Annotated in this window: 24 protein-coding genes; 15 read left to right on the top strand and 9 right to left on the bottom strand. The window is 58.0% G+C overall.

Annotated elements, in window-relative coordinates:
* The first annotated feature begins 146 nt into the window (after positions 1-146).
* The 7 genes from KYE_RS12920 (at position 147) to KYE_RS12890 (ending at position 9,860) form a co-directional block, all read left to right on the top strand.
* Positions 147-1,013, top strand: a complete 867-nt coding sequence (locus KYE_RS12920) for an SDR family oxidoreductase (protein WP_008174073.1) — start codon at positions 147-149, stop codon at positions 1,011-1,013.
* A 10-nt stretch (positions 1,014-1,023) separates the two neighbouring features.
* Complete coding sequence (locus KYE_RS12915; RefSeq protein WP_008174071.1) at positions 1,024-2,640, top strand: acyl-CoA carboxylase subunit beta; 1,617 nt, start codon at positions 1,024-1,026, stop codon at positions 2,638-2,640.
* 378 nt (positions 2,641-3,018) lie between these two features.
* Positions 3,019-4,179, top strand: a complete 1,161-nt coding sequence (locus KYE_RS12910; protein WP_008174068.1) for an acyl-CoA dehydrogenase family protein — start codon at positions 3,019-3,021, stop codon at positions 4,177-4,179.
* A 22-nt stretch (positions 4,180-4,201) separates the two neighbouring features.
* Positions 4,202-5,023, top strand: coding sequence for an enoyl-CoA hydratase/isomerase family protein (locus tag KYE_RS12905; RefSeq protein WP_008174067.1), 822 nt, complete (start codon positions 4,202-4,204; stop codon positions 5,021-5,023).
* A 152-nt stretch (positions 5,024-5,175) separates the two neighbouring features.
* The gene (locus KYE_RS12900) at positions 5,176-7,146 is read left to right on the top strand and encodes an acetyl/propionyl/methylcrotonyl-CoA carboxylase subunit alpha (RefSeq protein WP_008174065.1); all 1,971 of its coding nucleotides are present in this window, start codon (positions 5,176-5,178) and stop codon (positions 7,144-7,146) included.
* Positions 7,143-7,970 (top strand): SDR family oxidoreductase, encoded by an 828-nt coding sequence (locus KYE_RS12895; RefSeq protein WP_008174063.1) that lies wholly within the window; start codon positions 7,143-7,145, stop codon positions 7,968-7,970. The genes KYE_RS12900 and KYE_RS12895 overlap by 4 nt, the downstream gene beginning before the upstream one ends.
* A gap of 63 nt (positions 7,971-8,033) precedes the next feature.
* Positions 8,034-9,860 (top strand): long-chain-acyl-CoA synthetase, encoded by a 1,827-nt coding sequence (locus KYE_RS12890; protein WP_008174062.1) that lies wholly within the window; start codon positions 8,034-8,036, stop codon positions 9,858-9,860.
* Between the two features lie 347 nt (positions 9,861-10,207).
* On the opposite strand, the gene KYE_RS12885 is transcribed toward KYE_RS12890, so the two are convergent.
* Positions 10,208-11,188, bottom strand: a complete 981-nt coding sequence (locus KYE_RS12885) for an NADPH:quinone oxidoreductase family protein (protein WP_008174060.1) — start codon at positions 11,186-11,188, stop codon at positions 10,208-10,210.
* Between the two features lie 146 nt (positions 11,189-11,334).
* Entirely contained in the window at positions 11,335-11,901 is a 567-nt protein-coding gene (locus KYE_RS12880) for a BLUF domain-containing protein (RefSeq protein WP_008174059.1), read from the bottom strand.
* Between the two features lie 193 nt (positions 11,902-12,094).
* Between KYE_RS12880 and KYE_RS12875 the strand changes: the two genes are divergently transcribed.
* The 5 genes from KYE_RS12875 to KYE_RS12855 all read left to right on the top strand — a co-directional run bounded on the left by KYE_RS12875 (position 12,095) and on the right by KYE_RS12855 (position 16,778).
* Positions 12,095-12,712 carry a trimeric intracellular cation channel family protein gene (locus KYE_RS12875; protein ID WP_008174057.1) on the top strand — a complete coding sequence of 206 codons (618 nt, stop codon included), beginning with the start codon at positions 12,095-12,097 and terminating at the stop codon, positions 12,710-12,712.
* 151 nt (positions 12,713-12,863) lie between these two features.
* Positions 12,864-14,162, top strand: coding sequence for an NCS2 family permease (locus tag KYE_RS12870; RefSeq protein WP_008174056.1), 1,299 nt, complete (start codon positions 12,864-12,866; stop codon positions 14,160-14,162).
* Positions 14,163-14,192: 30 nt separating this feature from the next.
* On the top strand, positions 14,193-14,735 hold the full coding sequence (locus tag KYE_RS12865; protein WP_008174054.1) for an adenine phosphoribosyltransferase: 543 nt from the start codon (positions 14,193-14,195) through the stop codon (positions 14,733-14,735).
* A 23-nt stretch (positions 14,736-14,758) separates the two neighbouring features.
* Complete coding sequence (locus KYE_RS12860; protein WP_008174051.1) at positions 14,759-15,421, top strand: fumarylacetoacetate hydrolase family protein; 663 nt, start codon at positions 14,759-14,761, stop codon at positions 15,419-15,421.
* Positions 15,422-15,470: 49 nt separating this feature from the next.
* Positions 15,471-16,778 carry an ABC1 kinase family protein gene (locus KYE_RS12855; protein WP_008174049.1) on the top strand — a complete coding sequence of 436 codons (1,308 nt, stop codon included), beginning with the start codon at positions 15,471-15,473 and terminating at the stop codon, positions 16,776-16,778.
* A 3-nt stretch (positions 16,779-16,781) separates the two neighbouring features.
* On the opposite strand, the gene KYE_RS12850 is transcribed toward KYE_RS12855, so the two are convergent.
* Entirely contained in the window at positions 16,782-17,459 is a 678-nt protein-coding gene (locus KYE_RS12850; protein ID WP_008174047.1) for an SIR2 family NAD-dependent protein deacylase, read from the bottom strand.
* Positions 17,459-18,862 (bottom strand): FAD-binding oxidoreductase, encoded by a 1,404-nt coding sequence (locus tag KYE_RS12845; protein WP_008174045.1) that lies wholly within the window; start codon positions 18,860-18,862, stop codon positions 17,459-17,461. The genes KYE_RS12850 and KYE_RS12845 overlap by 1 nt, the downstream gene beginning before the upstream one ends.
* A 190-nt stretch (positions 18,863-19,052) precedes the next feature.
* Between KYE_RS12845 and serA the strand changes: the two genes are divergently transcribed.
* Positions 19,053-20,282 (top strand): phosphoglycerate dehydrogenase, encoded by a 1,230-nt coding sequence (gene serA / locus KYE_RS12840; protein WP_008174043.1) that lies wholly within the window; start codon positions 19,053-19,055, stop codon positions 20,280-20,282.
* 65 nt (positions 20,283-20,347) lie between these two features.
* On the opposite strand, the gene KYE_RS12835 is transcribed toward serA, so the two are convergent.
* Positions 20,348-20,995: an OmpA family protein gene (locus KYE_RS12835; RefSeq protein ID WP_227497835.1), complete on the bottom strand. Its 648-nt coding sequence runs from the start codon at positions 20,993-20,995 to the stop codon at positions 20,348-20,350.
* A 46-nt stretch (positions 20,996-21,041) separates the two neighbouring features.
* Positions 21,042-22,049 (bottom strand): alpha/beta hydrolase, encoded by a 1,008-nt coding sequence (locus KYE_RS12830; protein ID WP_008174039.1) that lies wholly within the window; start codon positions 22,047-22,049, stop codon positions 21,042-21,044.
* Between the two features lie 94 nt (positions 22,050-22,143).
* On the opposite strand from KYE_RS12830, the gene KYE_RS12825 reads away from it, so the two are divergent.
* Positions 22,144-23,037 (top strand): alpha/beta hydrolase, encoded by an 894-nt coding sequence (locus KYE_RS12825; protein WP_008174037.1) that lies wholly within the window; start codon positions 22,144-22,146, stop codon positions 23,035-23,037.
* Here the strand turns inward: KYE_RS12825 and KYE_RS21185 are convergent.
* A complete protein-coding gene (locus KYE_RS21185; protein WP_081467539.1) occupies positions 23,015-23,269 on the bottom strand; it encodes a GIY-YIG nuclease family protein in 255 nt (84 codons plus the stop codon). The genes KYE_RS12825 and KYE_RS21185 overlap by 23 nt on opposite strands.
* A 13-nt stretch (positions 23,270-23,282) precedes the next feature.
* Complete coding sequence (locus tag KYE_RS12820; protein ID WP_008174034.1) at positions 23,283-24,188, bottom strand: DMT family transporter; 906 nt, start codon at positions 24,186-24,188, stop codon at positions 23,283-23,285.
* Positions 24,189-24,359: 171 nt separating this feature from the next.
* On the opposite strand from KYE_RS12820, the gene dctP reads away from it, so the two are divergent.
* On the top strand, positions 24,360-25,463 hold the full coding sequence (gene dctP, locus KYE_RS12815; RefSeq protein WP_008174031.1) for a TRAP transporter substrate-binding protein DctP: 1,104 nt from the start codon (positions 24,360-24,362) through the stop codon (positions 25,461-25,463).
* Here dctP and KYE_RS12810 read toward each other — a convergent pair.
* Entirely contained in the window at positions 25,437-26,240 is an 804-nt protein-coding gene (locus KYE_RS12810; RefSeq protein WP_008174028.1) for a mechanosensitive ion channel family protein, read from the bottom strand. The genes dctP and KYE_RS12810 overlap by 27 nt on opposite strands.
* Positions 26,241-26,242: the final 2 nt, after the last annotated feature.

Here is a 26,242-nt window from a genome sequence, read left to right as displayed (position 1 = left end):
TTGGTGCATGCACTCTGGTTGATAGCGCGTTCCGGGACACGCCGTGAATACATCCATGTAGGCTTGATCGCAGCATCCTTGCTGCTCACAGTCCCGAAACGCGCTACCAACCAGAGCGCCCGAACTTTGAAAGGGTCTTCGTTACTATGAGCTATCAGTCTGTGTTTCATCCCGACTTGTTTAAGGGCCAGGTGTATATTGTTACCGGCGGCGGTTCTGGTATTGGCCGGTGTACGGCCCATGAACTCGCTGCCCTGGGCGCACGGGTTGCCCTGGTCGGCCGCAAGGCCGAGAAAGTGGAATCTGTGAAAGCAGAGATCACCGAGGACGGCGGCATTGCGTCCGCCCATGTCTGTGATATCCGTGAAGAGGACTCGGTCAAGGCCACGGTGAAGGCGATCATTGCCGAACACGGAGGCCTGAATGGTTTGGTGAACAATGCCGGCGGGCAGTTCCAGGCGCCGCTGACCGGGATCAACCAGAAGGGCTGGGAGACGGTGGTTCGAACCAATCTGACCGGCGGCTTCCTGATGGCACGGGAATCCTACACCCAGGCGCTGTCAAAAACCGGGGGCGCTATTGTAAATATCGTGGCCGATATGTGGGGTGGTATGCCCGGCATGGGACACTCCGGCGCCGCCAGGGCCGGCATGGTGAACTTTACCCAGACAGCCGCCGTTGAGTGGGGCGCGTCCGGGGTTCGTGTAAACGCAGTCGCTCCGGGCTGGATTGCCTCCAGTGGCATGGATAACTACCCCGAACACATGAAGCAGTGGATTCGCAGCCTTGGTGATAACGTCCCGATCAAACGCATGGGCACCGAATCCGAAGTCAGCTCGGCCATCTGTTTTTTACTCAGCCCTGGCGCAGCGTTTATCAGCGGGGATTGTCTGCGGATCGACGGCGGTGCGTCACAGGGAGGTCGGGTCTGGCCGCTACCGAAAGCCAAGAACAACGAACCCTACAACGGCTTTCACCGGGCCATCACCCCGAAAGTTCTGAGCGACGACTGAGGAGCCGACCATGCAGGTACTTGAATCCACGGTAAGCTCCACGTCCGAGGACTTCCGCACCAACGCCGAAGCCATGGACGCCCACATCACCACGTTCCGGGACGTTGAGCAAAAGGTTCTGGATTTGGCGGAAGCCGCCCGGGAGAAGTTCATCAAACGGGGCAAGCTGCTCCCGAGGGACCGTATTAACCGGTTGCTGGACCGCGGCACGCCCTTTCTGGAACTCTGCTCCCTGGCAGGCTACAAGATGCACGACGACAAGGACGGCAGCCTCGCCGGCGGCGGGATCATCGCCGGTATCGGTTATGTGAGCGGCATCCGCTGTCTGGTGGTGGCCAGCAACAGCGCCATCAAAGGCGGCACCATTACCCCTGCCGGCCTGGACAAGACGCTGCGCCTGCAGCAGATCGCCATGGAAAACAAGCTGCCGGTGGTATCCCTTTCCGAGAGCGGCGGCGCCAACCTGAACTACGCCACTGATATTTTCGTGCTCGGCGCCCGGGGCTTTGCCAATCAGGCGCGGATGTCGGCTGCGGGCATTCCCCAGGTCACCGTAGTTCACGGCAATGCCACTGCCGGCGGCGCCTACCAGCCGGGTCTGTCCGACTACGTGATCGTGGTGCGCGAACAAGCCAAGATGTTCCTGGCCGGCCCACCACTGCTGAAGGCAGCAACCGGCGAAGTTGCCACCGATGAGGAACTTGGCGGCGCGGAGATGCATGCGACCGTGGCAGGAACGGCAGAGTACCTGGCCGAAGACGACGCCGACGGCATCCGCCAGGCCAGAAACATCCTCGAAGCCCTGCCCTGGAACGAGCAGCTGCCACCCCGGCGCGAACTTCAATGGGAGGAACCGCTCTACCCGGCCGAGGAGCTGTTGGGTGTCATCCCGGCGGATTCCAAAAAGCCCTACGATGTGCGCGAAATCCTCGCCCGCATTGCCGACGGTTCAAAGTTCATGGACTTCAAGAACGAGTTCGACGACCAGACCGTCTGCGGCACCATCCGAATTGAAGGTCATTCAGTCGGCATCATCGGCAACAACGGCCCGATCACCCCGGCTGGATCCGCCAAGGCCGCCCAGTTCATCCAGCTCTGCGACCAGGCCGGAACGCCCCTTTTGTTCCTGCATAACACCACCGGTTTCATGGTGGGTACTCACTCAGAGCAGAACGGCATCATCAAACACGGCTCGAAAATGATCCAGGCTGTGGCCAACTGTCGGGTGCCAAAGGTCGCAATTGTCATCGGCGGTTCCTATGGTGCAGGTAACTACGCCATGTGCGGACGTGGCCTGGACCCGAGGTTCATCTTCGCCTGGCCCAACAGCCGAACCGCGGTTATGGGGCCGGCACAGGCAGGCAAGGTGATGCGTATCGTAGCTGAAGACAAGCAGCGCCGCGGCGGCATGGAGCCGGATCCGAAGACACTGGATTTTCTGGAGCAGGCCACGGCGAAGAAACTGGAGGAAGGCTCAACGGCGCTGTTCGGAACGGCCAGATTGTGGGATGACGGGCTAATCGACCCGCGGGATACGCGGCGCGTTCTGTCCCTGGTTCTGGACGTTTGCCGGGAAGCCGAGGCTCGGCAGTTGCGGCCCAATACCTTTGGTGTGGCCCGCCTGTAGGCCTTCGAGCTTTGGGGCTGGAACCGGGGCGGAGGGCTTCCCAAAAAACGCCCGTAAATACGTCCCTGTAGGGCTCGGTCGCGCCATCCCTGGCGCTCCACGTTTTTGGGAAGCCCTCCGCCCCGGTTCGGGTCAACCACGAGTTATCGTTTTGGAAGAACAAAACTGCCAGCAGGCAGCATCAAATTTACAGACATAGGCAGGTGGGTGGGGCCGCTTCCAGAAAATGTCGGCGGCCAAGGATGGCCGACGCCAAGCGCACATGGATGTGCTCGTAGCGGTTTTCTGGAAGCGGCCCCACCCACCTGCCACCCAAGCTAAAGAACGTGCACCTAACAAAATAAGGCACGAACTCTCTAAAAGCAGGAGAACAAGAACGTGAAATTCACAGCCGAACACGAAGCCCTTCGAAAAACCGTCCGCGATTTCGTCGAGAAGGAAATCAACCCCCATTGCGACGAATGGGAAGCCGCCGGGGAATTCCCGATTCATGAACTGTTCAAAAAGCTCGGAAACCTCGGAATCCTGGGTATCCAGAAGCCCGAAGAATACGGCGGTATGGGGCTGGATTACAGCTACAACCTCGTGGCTGCGGAAGAGCTTGGCATGGCCCATTGTGGTGGTGTGCCGCTGGCCATCGGGGTTCAGACCGATATGTGTACCCCGGCCATTTCCCGGTTTGGTTCCGATGAACTGAAACGCAGTTTCCTCGCGCCGGCCATTGCCGGCGACATGGTGGGATGTATTGGCGTCAGTGAAGTTGGCGCAGGTTCTGATGTAGCGGGAATGAAAACCACTGCCAAGAAAGACGGCGACGACTACATCATCAACGGCTCCAAGATGTGGATTACCAACAGCCCCAAATCCGACTTCATCTGCTTGCTGGCCAACACCTCGGACGACAAGCCCCACAAGAACAAGTCTTTGATCATCGTGCCCACGAAAACGCCGGGCATCTCCTTCAGCCCGCACCTGAACAAGCTCGGCATGCGCTCTTCCGAAACCGCGCAGATTTTCTTTGACGACGTCCGTGTGCCCCAGCGCTACCGGATCGGCGCCGAGGGCACCGGTTTCATGATGCAGATGTTGCAGTTCCAGGAGGAGCGGATCTGGGGTGCGGCGAACGTGATCAAGGCGCTGGAGAACTGCATCACCAAGACCATCGAGTACTGTCGCGAGCGGAAGACCTTCGGCCAGCCACTGATCGACAACCAGGTAATCCACTTCCGCCTGGCCGAACTGCAAACCGAAGTCGAGGCCCTGCGCGCCCTCACCTACCAGGCCTGCGAGCTGCACGTTGAAGGCAAGGATGTCACCCGCCTGGCCTCCATGGCCAAACTCAAGGCCGGACGTCTTGGGCGTGAGGTTACAGATAGCTGCCTGCAGTACTGGGGCGGTAACGGTTACATGTGGGACAACCCGATCTCCCGGGCGCATCGGGATGTTCGGCTGGTCTCCATCGGCGGTGGTGCCGACGAAATCATGCTGGGAATTATCTGCAAGATGATGGGCACCCTTCCGGGCAAGAAGCGCGAATAACAAACGGACGGTGGAGTCACTTATGGACCAGGTACCGCATTGCGAAACACTGCTTCTGGAAAAACAGGGCCCAACCCTGTTTATCACCATCAACCGACCGGACGTGCGCAACGCCATGAGCCTCGAGATGGTGGCGGAACTGTCCGCGGTGTTCACCCAGATTGAAAACGACCTGCACATTCGCGCCGTCGTCATCCGGGGCGCCGGTGGGCACTTCTGCGCCGGTGGTGATATCAAAGACATGGCCGGAGCCCGCGGCCAGAAAGCGGCCGAGGGTGAGGCGGACCCGTTCTATCGTCTGAACCGCGCCTTCGGTCAGATGATTCAACAGGTCAACGAATCCTCGAAAGTGGTCATCGCGATCACCGAAGGCGCCGTCATGGGCGGTGGATTCGGTTTGGCCTGCGTTTCCGACGTCGCCATCGCCGGGCCGAGCGCCAAGTTCGGCATGCCAGAAACCTCTCTCGGCGTGATTCCAGCCCAGATTGCGCCGTTTGTGGTTGAACGAATCGGCCTCACTCAGGCCCGGCGGCTGGCCCTGCTCGGTTTGAGAATCGATGCGAACGAAGCATGCAGTCTTGGCATCGTTCACCAGGCGGCTTCTTCAGAGGATGAACTGGAAGAGATGCTGACAAGCGCTCTGGATCGTGTCCGCCACTGCGCACCGGTTGCCACGGCAGAAACCAAAGCGTTGCTACACAGGGTTGGCCATGAACCCATGAGCGGTTTGCTGGACAGCGCGGCTGAAAAATTTGCGGAAGCCATCCGGGGAAGCGAAGGAACGGAGGGCACCATGGCCTTCATGCAAAAACGTCCACCAGCCTGGGCAAGCGAATCGGACTGATGCGGAGCGAGGGTGAGTGCCGTCTGGCTTCCAGAAAATGTCGGCGGCCATGGATGGCCGACGCCAAGCGCACATGGATGTGCTCGTAGCGGTTTTCTGGAAGCCAGACGGCACTCAGCCTCGCGGCTTACTCCAAAGGAGAGAACAAGAACATGTTAAAGAAACTACTAGTAGCCAACCGCGGCGAAATCGCAGTCCGCGTCATCCGCACCGCGAAAGCCCTTGGTTACCGCACCGTAGCTGTCTACTCCGAGGCCGACGCCAGGGCCATGCACGTGGAACTGGCCGACGAGGCCGTCTGCATTGGCCCGGCACAGGTATCCGCCTCCTACCTGAACAGCGATGCAATTCTTGAAGCCGCCCGCAAAACCGGCGCCGACTGCATCCACCCGGGTTACGGCTTCCTCTCCGAGAATGCCGCCTTCGCCAACGCCTGCAAAGACGCCGGCCTGGTGTTTGTTGGCCCTCCCGCCTCGGCCATCGAACTCATGGGCAGCAAGCGCCGATCCAAAATCGCCATGCAGGAGGCCGGCGTGCCAGTGGTGCCTGGCTATGAAGGCGACAACGCCAACGACGACGAACTGATCACCGCCGCCAAAGACATCGGCTACCCCCTCATGATCAAAGCCTCTGCCGGCGGTGGTGGCCGCGGCATGCGCCTGGTTGAGAGTGAATCCGAACTGGCCGACAACATCAAACGGGCCCGTTCCGAATCAAAACAGGCCTTCGGCGACGACGAACTGATCCTGGAAAAAGCCGTGATTGAGCCCCGCCACGTGGAAATCCAGGTGTTTGCGGATCGCCACGGCAATGCGGTCTACCTCGGCGAACGGGACTGCTCAGTACAGCGCCGACACCAGAAAGTAGTGGAAGAAGCACCCTCCCCCTTTGTCACGCCGGAACTACGACAGGCCATGGGTGAGGCTGCAGTCAAAGCGGCTCTGGCCTGCAACTACGAAGGCACCGGCACCGTCGAGTTCCTGGTCGACAAGCACCGAAACTTCTACTTTCTGGAAATGAACACCCGCCTGCAGGTAGAGCATCCGGTCACCGAACTCATTACCGGCCAGGACTTGGTCGCCTGGCAGCTCAACGTGGCTGAGGGACGCCCGCTGCCGCTCGGCCAGGACGATATTCACCTGAATGGCCATGCCATTGAGGTTCGACTCTATGCAGAAGACCCTGCCCACGGATTCACACCCCAGACCGGACCGCTATACGCCTTTGAACCAGCCGAAGGCGAAGGTTTAAGGTTTGATACCGGGGTACGATCTGGAGATGCTATCACTCCCCACTACGACCCGATGCTGGCAAAAGTAATTGCCTGGGGCCAAAACCGGGATGAAGCCCGCCGGCGGCTGATCCGCTCGCTTGAGGACACAACCGTGTTCGGCGTGACCACCAACCGCCATTTCCTGAGCCGGATTATCGCAGACGAGACTTTCGGGGCCGGCGGGGCGACCACGGCCTTCCTGCAGCAGGCCTTCAAGGACGATCCGTCCCTTCAGCCGCAAAACCTGACCATTCGCCAGTTGGCCCTGGCCGCCTGCGTGCTCGACCATGACATTTCGGGCCAGAGCGCCTGGAGCAATGCGCCGGCCACCATGACCCCCATCAAGCTGGAAACCGGCGACACCACTGTCGAGCTACTGGTGACCCGCAGCGGCAGCCGGTTGTCTGTCAGTATGGGCGAAACCCGGCATTCCCTGGTACTTGAAAGCCAGAGGGATGGCCATTTGTGCATTATCGACAACGGCGTTCGTCAGGCCTGCCAATATCACCGCCAGGGCGATTCCCTATATTTGCAGACGTTCGGGCAATCCTGGTCGGTGCGCGATGTTACCCACCAACCAGCCAGGACTGCTGGCGGCGCGGGCAGCGGTCGCATCCAGGCGACCATGGATGGCGCCATCATTGATGTGTTGGTTGAAGCTGGTCAGAGCGTTCACCGGGGCGATACGCTGGTGATACTGGAAGCCATGAAGATGGAGCATCCGGTAAAAGCAGACCGCGACGGCAGAGTCGCCGAGATTCTTGCGAGCAAGGGCGACCAGGTAAAACGCAGTCAGTTACTGGTCCAGATAACCGCCAACGAGACGGCCGAACAGGAGAACGAGGCATGAGTACCATGCGTGATCGTACCGTTTTTATCACCGGCGCCAGCCGTGGCATCGGCCGGGCCATCGCCCTCGCCGCCGCCCGTCAGGGCGCCAACGTAGTGATTGCTGCCAAATCAGACACGCCTCATCCGAAGCTGCCAGGCACGATCCATACGGTGGCGGAGGAAGTTCGGGATGCTGGAGGCAAAGCGCTACCGCTGGTTCTGGATGTCCGGGATGAAAAGCAGATCCGCCAGCGCATTGATGAGGCCGGCGAGCATTTTGGCGGAATCGACGCACTGGTAAACAACGCAGGCGCCATTCGGCTAACCGGTGTGGAAAACCTCAAGGTCAGCCGGTACGACCTGATGCATCAGGTCAATGCCCGGGCCGTCATGGCCTGCAGCCAGGCCGCACTGCCCTGGCTGAAACAGTCGGACCGGGCTCACATCCTGAGCCTGTCGCCGCCTCTGAATCTGAATACCCGGTGGTTCGCCCAATACGGCCCCTATACCACCACAAAATACGCCATGACCATGCTGAGCCTGGGCATGGCGGAGGAGTTCAGGCGGTACGGCATTGCGGTTAACACGCTGTGGCCGAAAACGCTGATTGCCACGGCAGCCATCGAATTTGAGGTTGGCGGGCCCCAGATGATGGCCCAGGGCAGGAAGCCGGACATCATGGCCGATGCTGCTGTCAGCATCCTCAACCGGTCGTCTGAGACTATGACTGGTCAGACCCTGATCGACGAGGACCTGCTACGGCAGGACGGTATCACCGACTTCGAGCATTACCGGTATGAGCCGGGCGATAAGCCCCTGATGCCGGACCTGTTTCTGGACTGAACCCGAGGCATGCGTTGTTCCGGGTTCAACGTCCACACAATAAAAGGGACCAATGGAAACACCATGAGCCAAGACAACGTATCCGCACTGGACATTGCCCGCAGCCTGCCCGGAATATTCCGGCGTTTGCCGGCCATAACCCGGGGGCTGTATTACTATGCCCTGAAAAACGAGAACCGTGAGCTTACGCTCGGCACACTCATCGAGAACAACGCCCGGAACCTGGGCAGCCGGCCCGCCATTCTGTTTGAAGACCGCTCGATCACATGGAGCGAATTGAATGGCTGGGCTAACCGCATCGCCCGCTACCTGCAGGACCAGGGGCTTGCCAAAGGGGATGCCATTGCGATCTTCCTTGAAAACCGCCCCGAATTGCTGGCCGTGGTAGCCGGCGCAGCCAAACTCGGGGTCGCCTGCGCCATGCTCAACACCTCCCAGAGAGGCAAGGTACTCGAACACAGCATCAACCTGATCGAGCCCAAAATGGTGGTGGTTGGCGAGGAACTGATCGAAGCGTTCGACGGCATAAAGACAGATCTCAAGACCGCCCATCCCCAGCCATTCCAGTTTCTGGCAGACACCAACACGCTGAACGCCTTTGGGGACGCACCGACCGGTTACGCCAACATGGCCGCGCAGGTCAGCACCTTCAACAGCGACGCCCCGGTTCTGAGCGATGCGCCGAAAATGGGCGATACCGCCATCTACCTGTTCACCTCCGGCACCACCGGCCTGCCCAAGGCCGCCCCGGGCTCACACCGCAAATTTATAATGGCCTACGGCGGGTTTGGCCTGATGTCTCTGGCCATGAAGCCGGAGGACGTTCTTTACTGCACGCTCCCCCTTTATCACGGCACCGCTCTGCTGGTCTGCTGGGGGTCCGTCCTGGCCGGCGGCTCCGCCATTGCCCTGCGCCGCAAGTTCTCCGCCAGCGCCTTCTGGGACGACGTTCGCTATTACCACGCCACCACCTTCGGCTACGTCGGCGAACTCTGCCGCTACCTGCTGAACCAGCCACCCAGCGAACAGGACCGGAACCACAGCCTCACCAAAATGATCGGCAACGGCCTCCGCCCCTCCATCTGGAAGGAATTCAAGCAGCGCTTCGGGATAGAGACAGTCGCAGAGCTCTACGCCTCCAGCGAAGGCAACATCGGCTTCAGCAACTTTTTCAATATGGACAACACCGTGGGCTTTTCCACCGCCCCCTACAAGCTGGTGAAATTCCACGACGGCACACGGGATCCAGTTCGTAACGAAAAAGGCTTCATGCAGGAAGTCGCAAAAGGCGAGCCCGGCCTGTTGATCGGCGAGATCACCAAGAAATGGTCGTTCGAGGGTTACACCCAGAAAGAGGCCACGGAAAAATCGATCCTCCGCAACGCTTTCAAGAAGGGGGACGCCTGGTTCAACACTGGCGATGTCCTGAAGGAAATCGGGTGCGGCCACCTGCAGTTCGTCGACCGTATGGGCGATACCTACCGCTGGAAGGGCGAAAACGTCTCAACGACGGAAGTGGAAAACATCATCGACGGCTCGGGGATGGTCGAGGAAGCCATCGTCTACGGCGTCGAGATCCCCGGCTCCAACGGTAAGGCCGGCATGGTGACCCTGGTTCCCCACAGTAATGGCCAAGAGTTCGATGTGAACAGATTATTCGCCTATCTGCGGGACAATCTGCCGGCCTATGCAGTACCGGTGTTTGTGCGCATCACCCACGCCATCGAGAAAACCGGAACCTTCAAATACCGCAAGGTGGATATCCAGAAGCTGGGCTATTCGCTTAGGGACGGCGAGGAAGTCTATGCCTGGTTGCCCGGGACTGATGGGTATACCCTGCTGACGCCGGAGCTGGTTTCGGAGATTGACTCGGGTTCGGTCCGGTTTTGATGATTGGCCTTTTGTCTGGGCCCTAGCCTTATGGATTAGCGGATTGGTGAGGGTGGGCACCTCCTCCCAAAAACCGCTACAAGCACGTCCGTGTGCGCTTGTTTCGGGCCGTCCATGGCCCTCTACATTTTTGGGAGGAGGTGCCCACCCTCACCACCGGGCTATTGCGTTATAGTCTTGATACTCAGAGATACCACTGATTCCAGAAGTTGCCGGTTGGAAGCACTTCCCAAAAATGTCGGCGGCCATGGATGGCCGACGCCAAGCGCACATGGATGTGCTCGTAGCGGTTTTTGGGAGGTGCTTCCAACCGGCAACCTCCCAAAGCTTTCAGGCTTCGATAAAACTCAGGAGCCGACTTTAAGCACAACCTTGCCAGTCGCTTTGCGTTCAGTAAGGGCTCCAAGGGCAGAGGCGTAATCCTCGAAGTCATAGACGGCACTGATCTTCGGATCAATCTTGCCCTCGGCATAGAGCTTCATCAGCTCCATCATGTTCTGGGCGCTGGCTTCCGGCTCGCGTTGAGTGAAACTGCCCCAGAATACGCCAACAACGGAACAACCTTTCAGAAGAGTCAAATTTGCCGGGATTTTCGGAATCTCGCCGGCCGCGAAGCCGATGATCAGGTGGCGGCCATTCCAGGCCATGGCGCGGAGAGCCTGTTCGGTGAAGTCACCGCCTACGGGGTCGTAGATGACATCCACGCCTTTGCTGTGAGTAAGCTTCTTCACCGCGTCTTTAAGAGGCTCTTCGGCATAATTGATCAGCTCATCGGCGCCAGCTTCCTTGGCAACCGCTAGCTTTTCCGCCGAACTGGCGGCTGCAATAACCTTTGCGCCCATGGCCTTGCCGAGCTCAACCGTTGCCAGGCCCACGCCACCGCTGGCGCCCAGAACCAGAAGCGATTCGCCAGGCTGAAGGTTGCCGCGCTGCTTGAGGGCATAATAGGAAGTCCCATAAACCATGGTGAAGGCCGCAGCCTTCTCGTCGGACATGCCATCGGGGACGGGGAGAAGATTCTGCTCCGGCACGATGACTTCTTCGGCAAAGGCGCCATAACCTGTCAGCCCAGCAACACGGTCGCCTACCTTGAAGCGGGTTACCTTGTCGCCAACCTCGATAACCTCACCCGCCATTTCGCCACCCGGGGAAAAAGGCAGGCTTGGCTTCAACTGATATTTGTTCTCGATGATGAGGGTGTCCGGAAAATTCAGGCCGGCGGCTTTAACGCGCACTTTAACACCGCGGCCTTTCACTTCGGGGCTGGGAACTTCTTCGATGACCAGCTTCTCGGCCGGACCATATTCCTTGCAGAGGATGGCTTTCATGAGTGCTCCGTTTTTGTTTGATCGGATTCCAGGCGACAGGCGCCTGTGATTGTTATCCGTCAAGCTAAACAGAGTCTTAACATGAAGCAAATAAAGTTCTTTTATCTAAGCGCATAAGCGGCGCTTATTTCTCAGCGCGAGTCCATTCAGAGCATGGTCCCGCCGATCACGAGAGCGCCAACCAAAACCACCCCGGCCACAATCAGGCCAGTTTTCATTCCTGAGGACAGCACCTGAGGCGCGTCGCCGACAGATTTAGGATCATCACGGGTAGACAGATTCTGTTCCTGGCTGGAGTTGCGAACGAGCTCGATCATTTTCTCACACTGTTCAGAGGTGAACGCGGCCGGATCAAAGGATTCAAGTCCCTGATCATCCAGAAATGCCCGAACGTCCCTCGAAAGCGGCACGTATTTCATGGACCAGTTACTGAACGTTCGGCTCTTGAGGGGCTCTTCTATCAAGGTGACGATGTTGCGGTGGCGGTCATCCTTCAGGATCCTGTCATACGTGCGACGGACGGCGTCCTCTTCACCTTCCAGATACTGGAAAAACCGGTCGTTTCCGTAGTAGAGGCCACCGACCAACTGGTCTTTGGCATTGTTCTTACGGGAGGTCATCAGAATTCGTGCAACGTGGGGTTCAACACCCTTTTCCACCGGTTTGGCTTCAAACGTGGCTTCACTGGCATAGGCCAGGCGCATCAGGGACATAGCAACTCCGTACAACAGGATACAGGTAAGTTGAATGCAAGATACGTTCAGAACTGTCGCTATGGATCACAGTCCGGAGGCCCGCGCTTCCTGACACCTATCTGGCCTCAGGTGAAAGCCATCCGCTTTTTCGCTATCCTGCGCGCTTTGACTTTAGGCATCCGGCCACTCCTGGCCTATCTCGGGGCTCGCCATGATCGACATCATCTACGTGCTTGAAATGGTTGGAATCGTCGCGTTTGCGATTTCCGGCATGATCGTGGCGCGCTCCAAAAATATGGATCCTGTGGGCGTATTTACCATCGGCTTCATCACGGCACTCGGGGGTGGCACCCTGCGCGACCTGATCATGGACAACCACCCTCTTTACTGGATCAAGCACGAAGAGCAACCGATGCTGATTCTGGCCATGGCGGTTGTCTTCAGCTATTGGAAAAAAGCAGAGCGGCTGCGGGAGTCAAGAATTGTGTTCCCCGACGCCATCGGACTCGGCGTTTTTTCCATCCTTGGCGCCCAACTGGCCCTGGATCTGGGACATTCCTGGTTTGTCGCTTCCCTGCTGGGAGTGATGACGGGCACCTTTGGCGGCGCCCTGCGGGATACCCTCTGTAACGAGGTCCCCTATATTTTTCGCAAAGACCAGATCTACGCCTCGATTTCATTTGCCGGATGCTGGCTGTACTTTGTCTGCCAGTGGTTCCTCGACAACGAGGTCCTGCCGCTGACCATTGGCCTGCTTTTTATCGTCATCGTGCGGATGTTGGCGGTCCGCTTCGATATCCGGCTCCAGCGTGACTCTCACAGCAACTAACGCCACATTCGCTTTGACGAACTGTCAATCATCCCTTGGCCTCAGGAGGCTGAGCCGGTAATATTGCCGTTTTTTCACGCAATTCAAGAATTCCGTCCAGACCAGACCCCCAAACACAAACTTTCAGCATCCTGTGAGGCAGACACCCGTCATGCTTGAACGACTGTTCCAACTCCAGGCCCACGGCACCACTGTTCGTAAAGAAGTGGTTGCGGGCATTACCACCTTCCTGACCATGGCGTACATCATCGTGGTCAACCCGAGCATCCTGTCATCGACCGGCATGGATTTCGGGGCTGTCTTTGTTGCTACCTGTCTTGCAGCCGTGATCGGCACCCTGATCATGGGGCTATGGGCCAATTACCCGATCGCCATGGCACCAGGCATGGGGCTCAACGCCTTTTTCTCCTTCACGGTCGTCGGCAGCATGGGCTACAGCTGGCAGATAGCGCTCGGAGCGGTGTTCATTTCCGGCTTCCTGTTCTTCCTGCTGAGCATCTTCAAGGTGCGGGAATGGATCATCAACAGCATTCCCATGTCCCTGCGCTTCGGCATCTCCGCGGGCATTGGCTTCTTCCTGGCCCTGATCGCCCTGAAGAATGCCGGCATTGTTGTGGATCACCCCGCCACGCTTGTGGGGCTGGGTGAAGTGAAAGTGGCAGAGAGCCTGCTGTTTTTCGGCGGCTTCGTGCTGATTTGCGCACTGTCCTTCCGCCAGGTAACCGGCGCCGTCATGATTGGTATTATTGCGGTTACCGGCGTAGCCATGGCACTGGGAATGGTGGAGTACAACGGTCTGGTTTCAGCACCCCCGAGCATAGCGCCGACGTTCATGCAGCTGGACCTGGCGGGCGCCCTGAATATCGGCATGATCAGCGTGATCTTTGCGTTTCTGTTCGTCGATCTGTTTGATACATCCGGCACCCTGATCGGCGCCGCACAGCGCGGTGGCCTCCTCGACAAGGACGGCAAACTGCCGCGCCTCGGCCGGGCCCTGATGTCGGACTCGGTTGCGACCATGTCCGGTGCCGCCCTCGGCACCTCAACCACCACCAGCTACATCGAATCCACCGCGGGCATCTCCGCCGGCGGCCGAACCGGCCTGACCGCTGTCGTGGTTGCCGCGCTGTTTCTTGCTTGTTTGCTGCTGTCACCGATCGCCAGCATCATCCCTGCCTACGCCACCGCACCGGCACTGCTTTACGTGGCGGTTCTGATGGCCAGCGGCCTCAAACTGATTGATTGGGAGGATGTCACTGATGCGGCCCCGGCTGTTGTCACCGCCCTGATGATGCCTTTGACCTTCTCCATTGCCAACGGCATCGCCCTGGGATTCATCACCTACGCCATTCTGAAGGCACTCAGTGGCCGCTGGGCAGATCTGAACGCCAGTGTTGTTATCATTGCGGTTGTGTTTGTTCTGAAATTCATTTTCCTGGATGCGGCCTGATCCGCTTCCAGGGCATTAACCGGAACGTTTATGGATTATTTTTCTGAAAGCATCAAAAAGGCCATTCGCACGGTCCCGGACTGGCCAAAGCCGGGCGTGGCCTTTCGCGATATAACCACGGTACTGCAGGACAAGACTGCCTTCCGTAAACTGATTGATGCCTTCGTACACCGCTACCACGGCCACAAGATTGATGCCGTGGCAGCGGTGGATGCGCGCGGCTTTATCATTGGCTCGGCACTGGCCTATGAGCTCAACGCGTCCCTGGTACTTGTCCGCAAAAAAGGCAAGCTGCCGTTCGATACGCTGGTGGAGGACTACGAGCTTGAATACGGTACCGCCTCCGTGGAGCTACACAAGGACGCGTTCAAGCCGGGCGACAACGTGGTTCTGGTGGATGATCTGATTGCCACTGGCGGCACGATGCTCGCCGCGACCCGTCTGATCCGCAGGATTGGCGCGGAAATTGTGGAAGTGGCAGCCATGATTGATCTGCCCGATCTCGGCGGCTCCCGCAAGCTGCAGGACGAAGGCCTTCAGGTTTATACTGTTTGCTCGTTTGAAGGGGAATAATCAACAGCAATCAGGAGGCGACCATGCCGGATTACCAACACCACTGGAAGGATGGCACACCCGTCCATCTGCCACTGGGAAAGATCGTCTGCATTGGTCGCAACTACGCCGAGCATGCCCGGGAGCTCAATAACCCGGTGCCGGATGAACCGCTGCTGTTCATCAAACCCGCAACCTCGGCGGTGCATATCACCCGTCCCCTGGATTTTCCAAGAGACCAGGGGGCGGTTCACTTCGAGACCGAACTGGCGGTTCTGATCGGTCGCCCCTTGACCCGAGCTTCAGCCAGCGAAGCCAAATCCGCGATACTGGGCTACGGTCTGGCACTGGACCTGACTCTGCGGGATCTACAGGGCAAACTCAAAGAAAAAGGCCAGCCATGGGAAAGAGCGAAGGGGTTCGATGGTGCCTGTCCGCTTTCGCCGTTTGTCGCGGCCGATAAGTTTCCCGATGCCCCCATTCACTTCACAATGGACATTGATGGCAACCGCCAGCAAACCGGCGATACCGGCGATATGCTCAACCCCATCATTCCCCTGATCGCTCACATCAGCAGCCAGTTCACTCTGCTGCCCGGCGATGTGGTGCTGACAGGAACACCAAAAGGCGTGGGCCCGCTGGTTTCTGGCCAGACCCTGTCGCTTGAACTGGAAGACCTGCTGTTCGTGGAGACCAAAGTGGTTTAACGTGCAGGGCCGGCTAAACCCAAATCCGGTCAAAGGCGTACATCTGTTTATGGCAAAGAAACCGGTAACCTCCCGACGTGGTCGCTTCTTCAAACTCGCTGGCATGACTGCCTCTGTGGCAGGGCAATATGCCGGCCAGCGTGCGCGCCGCCTGTTCCGCTCAGAAAATGACGAGGGCGCGCAGAGCGAAAGCTACACACGCATGGCCGACCAGATCGCCGATACCCTGGGCGAGCTGAAAGGGGCGGTCATGAAAGTCGGGCAAATCGCTTCCCAGACCCAGGACTTTCTGCCCAAGGAATTCTCGGACGCGCTCGAGAAGCTTCAGAAAGAAGCCCCGCCCATGCCTTTTGAGGTCATCGTGGGGCAGATCGAATCGGAACTGGGCAAACCGGTCTCCGAGCTTTTCGAGTACCTGCAGGAGACACCCTACGCTGCGGCTTCCATCGGCCAGGTGCATCGCGCCAGACTCCACGATGGCACCGATGTTATTGTGAAAATCCAGTACCCCGGCGTGGACGAATCCTGCGATTCAGATCTCAAGCAACTGCGCATGGCACTGAGATTGGGCGGCCTGCTGAAAATGCCCAAGGAGTCGGTCGACCGGCTGTTCGCCGAAATCCGGGAGCGACTGAAAGAAGAACTGGATTACGAGAACGAAGCACGAAATATCGAACTCTTTCGGGAGTTTCACAAGGATCAGCCCTGGGTGCTCATCCCTTCCGTGGCGAAGAGCCACTCAACCCGACGTGTCCTGACGATGGAACTGGTTGAGGGAGATCACGTCAGCAAGGTTACGAGAGACCGGTACGACCAGGACACCATCAACCTGATAGGTCACCGGATCTTCATGCTCATGGCGGACCAGCTTTTCCGTTTCCAGTGCATCCATGGCGATCCCCACGCCGGCAACTTCGCCTACCGGCCTGATGGCTCCATCGTCATGTACGACTTCGGCTGCGTAAAGAAGCTGAAACCGGAAATCATCGCCGCCTACCGCAACGCCCTGGTTTCTGCCCTCGAGGAAGACTACGAAGCGCTTGACCGTCATCTGATTGACCTGGGCGCGCGTGTCGGAAGCCAGCCAGCCGTGGATGAAGCCTACTACGCTATGTGGCGGGACATTCTGGTGGTGCCCTTTGAGGATCGGGAGGTGCCCTATAACTTCGCAGAAGCCGACATCCACAAGCGCGTGGCCGAGAAAACCAGCACCGTGTTCAAATACCTCGACTACTTCAAGCCGCCGGTGGAAAGCATCTTTATCGACCGGATGATTGCCGGTCATTACTGGATGCTGAAGCGGCTGGGTGTTCAGGCCGCGTTCAGGGAAGAACTGGAAAGGTACCTGAAAGCCTGAACCCTACAGGTAATGGGCAACCCACTCGGCAACACCCTCGACGGCACCCTTGCGAATAAACCGGGCCCGTGACACTGACGCCGGCTCGCCCGGGTCAATCACGGTGATGGGGACATCTCTGTCCACTTCGTAAACCAGTCCTGCAGCCGGGTATACCTGCAGAGACGTTCCCACGATCAGCAGGTGATCGGCCGTGCGGACAACTTCTGCAGCCTTGTCCAGCATGGGCACTTCCTCGCCAAACCAGACAATATGAGGACGAAGCTGGGCGCCACGGTCGCAGGTGTCGCCAGGGTTAATATCACGATAACCGATGTCATAAACCAGCTCCGGATATTTTGAACTGCGCGCCTTGGTAAGCTCACCGTGAAGGTGAATGACGTTGCTCGCGCCACCCCGTTCGTGAAGATCGTCCACGTTCTGGGTGACCACGGTGACCCGGTAGCGCTGCTCAAGCTCCGCCAGCAGCTGATGGGCCCGGTTCGGCTGGGCAGAGGCGAGCTGGCGGCGTCGGTCATTGTAGAACCGCAGCACCAGCTCCTGATTGCGCGCAAACGCCTCGGGCGTAGCCACATCGTAGACGCTGTGCTGCTCCCACAACCCACCGTTGTCCCGGAAGGTGGAGAGACCGCTTTCGGCGCTTATGCCCGCGCCTGTCAGCACTACGATATGATCCTGCATCAGTCGAAAATCTTGCCCGGGTTCATGATTCCGTTGGGATCGAATACCTGCTTGATTCCCCTCAGGTAAGCGATTTCTGCCTCGCTACGGGTGTACTGCAGATAAGGCTTCTTGGTCATACCCACGCCGTGCTCGGCTGACACGCTGCCCTGATAGCGCTCGACAATCTCGAACACCCATTTGTTGACCTGTTGGCACTTCTCGAAGAAATCCTCGTTGGCCATGTCCTCTGGCTTGAGGATATTCAGGTGCAGGTTGCCATCGCCGATGTGCCCGAACCAGATAATCTCGAAATCCGGATAGTGCTCGGTGACCACGGCATCAATTTCCTGCAGGAAGCCCGGCACCTTGGATACGACCACGGAAATATCATTCTTGTAGGGCGTGCGGGGCGCGATGGACTCGGAAATGCGCTCGCGCAGTTGCCAGAGGTTCTGGGCCTGGGTTTCGCTCTGGCTGATCACGCCATCCAGCACCCAACCGTTCTCCACGCATTGTTCAAACAGAGCCATGGCATCGTCCATCACCTGATCGGAGACAGATTCGAACTCCAGCAGCGCATAATACGGCGCCTCGGTTTCAAACGGCGCCTGAACCTGACCGTGGGCCAGCACGTGTCCCATGGCTTGATGGGAGAAAAACTCGTAGGCGGTGAGATCAATCTTTTTCTGGAAAGTCTGCAGCACATCCATGGTGTTGGTCAGGTCATTCAGACCCAGCACCAGCACCGTCAGGTTATCCGGCTTCCGGGACAATTTCATGGTGGCTTCGGTAATAAAGCCCAGTGTGCCCTCAGCGCCGATGAACAGATGACGCAGATCGTAACCCGTGTTGTTCTTCTCCAGATCCTTGTTCAGATCCAGAATATCGCCCTTGCCGGTCACGACCTTGAGGCCGGCAACCCAGTCCCGGCTCATACCATAGCGAATTACCTTGATACCGCCGGCGTTGGTGGAGAGGTTGCCACCGAGCTGGCTGGAACCGGCGGAGGCAAAATCAACCGGATAGTAAAGACCGTTGTCTTCAGCACAATTCTGCAACTGCTCGGTCACAACACCGGCCTCACACCGAACCGTCCTGTCGCTGGCATTGAAGTCCAGAATCTGGTTCATGTTGTCGAACGCCACAACCACCTCACCGTTGGCGGCCACAGCACCGGCACTCAGACCTGTCCGGCCGCCAGAGGGCACCAGCGCCACCTGATTCTCGTTGGCGAACTTCACCAGCGCCTGCACCTGCTCGGTGGTCTTGGGCAATGCGATCGCCAGGGGCTTGGGCGGGTAGATCTTGGTCCAGTCCTTGCCGTAGGTATCCAGATCTGCCGGGTCGGTCAGCACCTTGCCGGGCGCGTCGCCGGTGGCCATCAGGTCTTTGAGAGAAGCAATGATCTGTTCAGAATTCATGAATTTTTCGGTCTCGTCAGGTTTGGGCCGGAGCATCCTGCAACAGGAATCACAGACAGTTGATTCAGGCAAACCGGCGCGCTGTGAAAATCTTTGTTTATGGTATCATACCGCCCCTGTTCTGTGAGCCAGCCCTGACGATCACTGGCCACGGGTCATTTCACGTGACGAAAGGTTCGGAAGCAAGCCCATGTCAAATACGTCTCTTGAGAAGAGCAAAATCCGTATCCTGCTGCTGGAAGGCGTGCATCAATCTGCCATTGATACGCTGAATGCTGCGGGCTATACCAACATTGAGTACCTGTCTCACTCGCTGGCCGAGGAAGAGCTGATCGAGAAGATTGCCGATGCGCACTTCGTCGGCATCCGTTCCCGCACCCAGCTGACCGAGAAAGTATTTGAGGCCGCCAAGAAGCTGGTGGCTGTGGGTTGCTTCTGTATTGGCACCAACCAGGTGGATCTGCAGGCGGCCACCCGGCGCGGTATTGCCGTTTTCAATGCGCCTTTCTCCAACACCCGGAGCGTCGCGGAACTCGTTCTCGCCCAGGCCATTCTGCTCCTGCGCGGTGTCCCGGAGAAAAACGCCAAGGCCCATCGCGGCGAGTGGCTGAAATCCGCCAAGGACAGCTATGAAATCCGTGGCAAAAAACTGGGCATTATCGGCTACGGCAACATCGGCACCCAGTTCAGCGTCCTGGCCGAGGGCCTGGGCATGGATGTGTACTTCTACGATGTCGTCTCAAAACTGTCGATCGGCAACGCCACCCAGGTAGGTACGCTCCAGGAGCTGCTCAACATTGCCGATGTGGTCAGCCTGCACGTACCGGAAACCCCGGCCACCAAGTACATGTTCAAGGCCGAGCAGTTCGCCCAGATGAAACCCGGCAGCATTCTCATGAATGCCTCCCGCGGCACCGTGGTGGACATCGACGCCCTGGCCGATGCTCTGGGCAGCGGTAAACTGCTGGGTGCTGCCATTGACGTATTCCCGGTTGAGCCCAAATCCAACGACGAGGAATTTGTCTCTCCGCTGCGGGAGTTCGACAATGTCATCCTGACCCCGCATGTTGGCGGCTCCACCATCGAAGCCCAGGCAAACATCGGTCGGGAAGTGGCAGAAAAACTGGCCATGTACAGCGACAACGGCACGTCGGTTTCTTCCGTGAACTTCCCGGAAGTCGCTCTGCCGTCACACCCCAATCAGCACCGTCTGCTGCATATCCACGAGAACGTTCCCGGCGTGATGTCAGAGATCAACCAGGTGTTTTCAGAGAATGGCATCAACGTTTGCGGCCAGTATCTGCAGACCAAGGAAGACATCGGCTATGTTGTCGTCGACGTGAACAAAGAGTACGGCGAACTGGCGCAGGAAAAGCTGCTCAAAGTGAAAGGGACCATTCGCTGCCGCGTACTGTTCTGATTAACGGCCAGATATAAAAAACCGGAGCCTGTGCTCCGGTTTTTTTATGGCTGCGAACGCCCTGCTTACTGCATGGGCACCAGCGTCAGCTCAACACGACGGTTCTGCTCACGGCCGGCCGCGGTATCATTTGAGGCAACCGGGTAGCGTTCGCCGTAGCCAACAGCACGGGTACGCTTCGGCTCAATACCCTGGTTCAGGAGGAAGTCACGCACGGATGAGGCGCGACGCTCACTGAGCAGCTGGTTGTAGCTGTCAGAGCCGGAGCTGTCGGTATGCCCCTCAATCTGGATGATGGTCTTGTCATACTCCTTCAGTACCAGAGCCACGGATTCCAGTGTTCCGCTGAATGACGGCTTGATGCTCGATTCATTCAGATCAAAGGTGATATTGCCTGGCATCACCAGTTCAATCTCATCGCCGTTGCGCACCACGCGAACACCAGTGCCCTCCAGCTTGCGACGCAGCTCGGCTTCCTGTTTGTCCATGTAGTAACCAACGCCACCGCCAATGGCCGCGCCGCTGGCCGCACCAATCAGGGCACCTTTTCCGCGGTCACTCTTGCTGGAGGTTGCCGCACCGATAGCCGCACCGCCAATAGCGCCGATGATGCTTCCCTTGGTCGCATTCGAAGTTTTCTCTTCACCGGTGTAGGGGTCGTAGGTCATACAACCGCCGAGACCGAAAGTTGCCACCATAAATACAAGAATCATCTTCTTCACAGCTTTCTCCTGTGCCTGGTTTCTTCAGCCAACCCGTTTAACGGGTCTTTTCCGCCGAGTTCGTGAATGTATCAATAATGGTATTGAATACGGTTGCCTGCAAATCCTGAGCTTCGTTCACAAGATGATGACGTCCGTCAGGGATTTTCCGTTCCTCAACCGAGGAAAATTTATTCCGGATAATACGCAAATTGTGTTGCCAGTCGACTGTCAGATCCTTCTCACCTTGCACGACGGTCACCGGAAAGTCGACCGGCCGCGCAGATTCAATGTGGGGGACCCATTTTCGGAGTGCACTCACCCAGTCGACATGCACTGCCCTCGCCTGAAGCGGGTCGTACTCCCTCAAGAACCTGAGGAAACGACCGTTGCCACTGTTCTCTGCAAATACCCTGCGCCAGCGGGAAATAAACGGCTTCACCATGCTATGCAGTATTTTTGCGCCCAACCAGCCGGCCGGCCTCACCAGGGGCGCCAGAAGCACCACTTTCCGGAAGTCGGAGGTTTGCTGGCTGTGATGGTTGGACAACAGATAATCAATCAGGATCGCTCCACCGGTGCTCTGCCCAACCGCGAACCAGGGCTGACGCAACTTGTCCCTGACCTGAGCCATCACGTCTGACAGAACGCCCTGATACTCAAGAAAACTGCCAATGGCTGCGGGCGTGCCGCTGGAAAGGCCATGGCCGGGCTGATCGTAGGCCAGCACATCAAACCCGGCTCCCAGGCACCGATCGATCAACTGACTGTACAACCCGACGTGGTCGAAATAGCCGTGCAGAATGAACACCGTGCCACGCTCTGTTGACTGGTCCGGCAATCGGAAATAATGCACCATGACTTCATGACCGCAGGCTTTGACGTAACCCTGATGATAAGCAACGTCCGGATGTTCCACCCAGAGATCCAGCCCATAAAAACGACAATAGGCCACCATTTCATCACTAAGATCACGCGAGCGGGTCGGGTCGAAGGGTTCGAGTCTGTCCAGAAGTGAGTGCCTGTCCCAATCCGGTATTTCTATGGTATCCGTTTTCCAGTACACGTAGAGTTAAACGCCTGTCATGAATGAGTTATCTATTTCGGGGTTTCAATCCTAACCTATAGCGGGCCTAACCCATAGCAGGGGAAAGACACAGATGTTGCAACACGTTTTAGAGAGTGCGTTGCGCCAGACCATGAACCGGCTGGTCAGACCGGTTCTCAACCCGGCGGTACCGGTGCCACTTCAGCGACGCATTGTTCGCCAGGCTTATCGGAGTTCGACACCACCGAGAGGCGCGAAATTCGAGAACATAACCATTGGGGGAGTGCCAGCAACCCGGACAACCTTCGGCAATGATCCCCGGGGCGCCGTTCTCTATCTGCACGGCGGAGGCTACATCATCGGGTCCTCGAGTACCCACCGTGGCATAACCGGGCATCTGGCGAAAACAACCGGCTGCGCCATCGTTACGCCGGATTACCGGCTGGCTCCCGAGTTTCCGTTTCCCGCTGCGCTGGATGATGCCGAAGCCTGTTGGAACGGGCTTCTGGAGGCTGGCCTGAAACCGGACCAGATTGCCGTCGCCGGCGATTCCGCTGGCGGGGGGCTCTCTGTTGCCCTGGCGATGCGACTGCGCGATAAGCGCCTGCAGCTTCCGGCATCGCTCACCGCGTTTTCACCCTGGATAGACCTCACCCAGGAGCAGCTTTATGCGCCGGAAATTGAGCCGGTACTTCAGGCCAGCTGGACCAGCAAGGCCGCCAGGCTTTACGCCGGAAAGGAACCCCTTACCAACCCGTTGATCTCGCCGATCTTCGGGGATTTAAGCGGCCTGCCACCCTTGTTGATCCAGGTAGGCAGCCAGGAAATCCTGCTGAACGACGCCGAACGGCTCGCCGAGGCCGCAAGCCGGAACGATGTGGAAACCCGCCTTGAGGTCTATAACAGTCTTTGGCACGTTTTCCAGGTACACAGTGGTCAGCTGGATCGAGCCACTGCCGCGCTGGAAACCGCAGGCGAACACATCAAACGTCATCTGGCAGACTGAGCTCGCCCCGGGCCAGGGCCTCTTTCCTGGGCCGGGGCCATTGTTTGATGCGCCACTCCAACCGTGAAGCCCGGCTTCTGTCTCCGGCTGGCGCGCTGAACACCAGTTCCAGTGGCCCCTTCCCCCTCAGACTACGCGCGCCCCGGGGAGCGCCTCCCTGATGTTCATGGAAACGCCGCTCAACGTCAGTGGTTATGCCGGTATAGAGCGAACCTCTGGCGGTTCGAACCATGTAGACAAACCAGTCAGCCAAGGTTCAGGGCCTCTTCCCGATCCTTCACTTTTTTCTGCTGAATCCATAGCCCCATCATGATCAGAACCAGGCCAATGTATGTGGAGGGCAGGATATGCTCGCCCAGAATAAAGTAGATGAACACCAGCGAAAGGAACGGAGAGATAAAAATCAGGTTGCTGACTTTCGAAGTATTCTCCGCTTTTTTCATGGCATAGGACCAGAGAACGAAAGCGATACCCATCTCGAACACGCCTACATAGAGCGCTGCAGCCAGCGACGTGCCCGGAGCAAAACTGAGCCCCTCTGTCCACCAGCAAATGAGCAGAATCACCGGCAATCCACACAGGAAATTCAGGAACAGGCCAACCACCGGATCTCGGGTATCCCGTGTGGCGATAATCCAGTAGGACGCCCAGACCACTGTGCTTCCGAGGGCGAGAGAAACGCCAAGTGGATCCTCGAAGCTCAGCGAAGTGACAGCCCCGCGGGTGGCAATCACCACGACCCCGGCATAACAGATCAGGCCCGCGACAATATCCAGTTTGCGTAGCCGGTGCCCCAGAAAGGGTACCGACATATAGGCCAGCACCAGAGCCCAGGTGTAGTTCAGCGGTTGCGCTTCCTGGGCGGGTAGTCGGTCAAAGGCACCGAACAACAGGAAATAGTACAGACAGGGATTGATCAGCCCCATGCCAAAAGACTGGGCATACTGTTTGCGACTGAGCGAGAACACCAGGTGCCAGCGCCCCTGAAGCATCAGGATGACGGCCATCACAACCACAGACGCACTGCACGCAATCAGCAGCATCTGAACGGGCGCGAGCTCTCTGAGCGAGAGCTTGAACGCGGTTGCCACGGTAGACCACAACAGCACCGTGCCAAGGCCATAGAGCATCGCCTGCTTCTGGTTTGTCATTCCCGGCCTCCTGCCCAACACTGAAACTCCATGAACTGTCTCCTAGATGCACTTGATCGTCTGGGTCGACAGTGTAATTCAATCCAACCCCGTAACCCACGGCAGTGCGCATTCTTGTGTTACCTTGTATGGCAATATCAACCAAGGATCGAGAAAACTGGAGTTCCCGTTATGCCCACCGTCCGTTTCAGGTTCTGGCCATTGAGCCTGGCATTGGCCATTGCACTGACCGGTTGTTCAGACAGCCAGACCAGCGGTGAGGACGAGACCGCCGATGTCCCGGAACCCCCCGATTACCCGGTTACCTGGCGTTTTGCCCTTGAGGAGATCGAGGGTAGCGTTCAGCATGCTTATGCCGAAGCGTTGAAGGAACGGATTGAGGAGCGTTCCGACGGCAGGATTGAAATCGATATTTTTCCCTACGGTTCTCTGGGAACCTCGGCACAGCTTACTGAACTGGTTCGCAATGGTTCCATAAGCCTGGCGTTCGCCTCCCCCGGGCATCTTGCCAACACCATCCCTGAAGTCGGTCTCTTCACGCTGCACTATGTTCTTCCGGACGACGCCGACGTTACACGAGAGATTCTGGCCAGCGCAGAATTGCTCGAATTGTTTGAATCGCCCTATGCCAACCAGAACATGAAACTGCTGGGTTTCGTGCCTGAAGGCTGGATGGCCTGGACAGCTAACAAGGCGCTGCGGTCGCCGGAAGACTTCACCGGACAGCGAATCCGAACCATGACCTCCGACATGGCGGAAGAAACCTTCCGGGCCTATGGTGCCGAGCCCAGCCAGATCCCCTATTCCCAGGTATACAGTGACCTGCAGCTGCGCAAGATCGATGGCCAGAGCAATCCGGTTTTCGCCATCGAGGAAATGGATTTCTACGAAGTGCAGACCACCATGACCCTGGCGCGACCGGCCCAGTTCGTCGCTTCAGTGGTCTCGAATCTTGAGTGGTACGACGCCTTGCCCGAAAACCAGCAACAATGGCTCGACAACGGACTCAAGGACGTCGCGCAGATCGCCTGGGAGACTCAGGAGGAGCTGAATCAGACCCGGCTCGAGCAGATGCTGGAAGGGGGCCACATGAAAGTGGTCCGCCTGACCGATTCAGAACGCGAGGCGTTTCGGGAAGCCAGCATGCCGGTGCGTGACATTTACCTCGAGCGCACCGGTGAAAGCGGGCAGCGTATTCTCGGCAGGTTGAATCAATTGATTGAGCAAACGGAAACCCGCAAGCAAAGCTCAGGGGTTTCCGGTGACGGGGACTGAGACAAACCTGACGCCCTCTGAAGCCAACGCACTTGCGCCCTTTGCAGTGAGCTCGGAAATAAACCGGAACTGATCCTTCAACTCGATCGGGTATGCCTTCAGCCGATAACACATGCCCCAGGGTTTGTTGGAGACCACCACCACGACAGGCCGGAACGTGCGGGTAAGAGGACAGGTGTAGGCCACATCCCGCAAGAGCGCCATAACCCGGCTGACGTCATGGTGGGGTTCAAGGTTGAACTCCGCCACGCACATCAGGTTATCCGTTCCGTTGTTGGCGTTGGCAATGAGGGACGCCCAGAGTTTGCCGTGGGGTATCACCACCACGGTATCATCCGGCGTAACAAGTTCCGCGGCTCTGGTGCCAATCGAACGGACCTCTCCGTACTGCCCGTCCACCTCGATCCAGTCGCCAGGCCGATACGGCATTTCGTAGAGGGTTACGATTCCGGCAATCAGGCTGTTCGCGTAATCCTTGAAGGCAAACCCGAGAGCCAGTCCCAGGGCTCCGAAAATGGCAACCATGTTCTCGAACGAAGGTTCCACCAGGATCGGAACCACAACGATGATGGTCACCACGATAATGATCAATCGCAGCAAGGGCACCGACGCCAGGATATAAAACCGGGGCTTGCCCCCGAGTTTAACTGCGATTCTCGGAAACAGCTTCTGTATTACGATGATCAGGCCCGTCGCCAGCAGCACAACCATCAACGATTCCAGCAACGCTTCCGACGTGATCGCTGAAAACGCCTCCCGAATGCCAAGATCACCCATCA

Source organism: Marinobacter manganoxydans MnI7-9, assembly GCF_000235625.1.
Classification (GTDB): domain Bacteria; phylum Pseudomonadota; class Gammaproteobacteria; order Pseudomonadales; family Oleiphilaceae; genus Marinobacter; species Marinobacter manganoxydans.
Note: the sequence above shows the minus strand (reverse complement) of the source record. Positions and strands in the feature narration are given on the sequence as shown.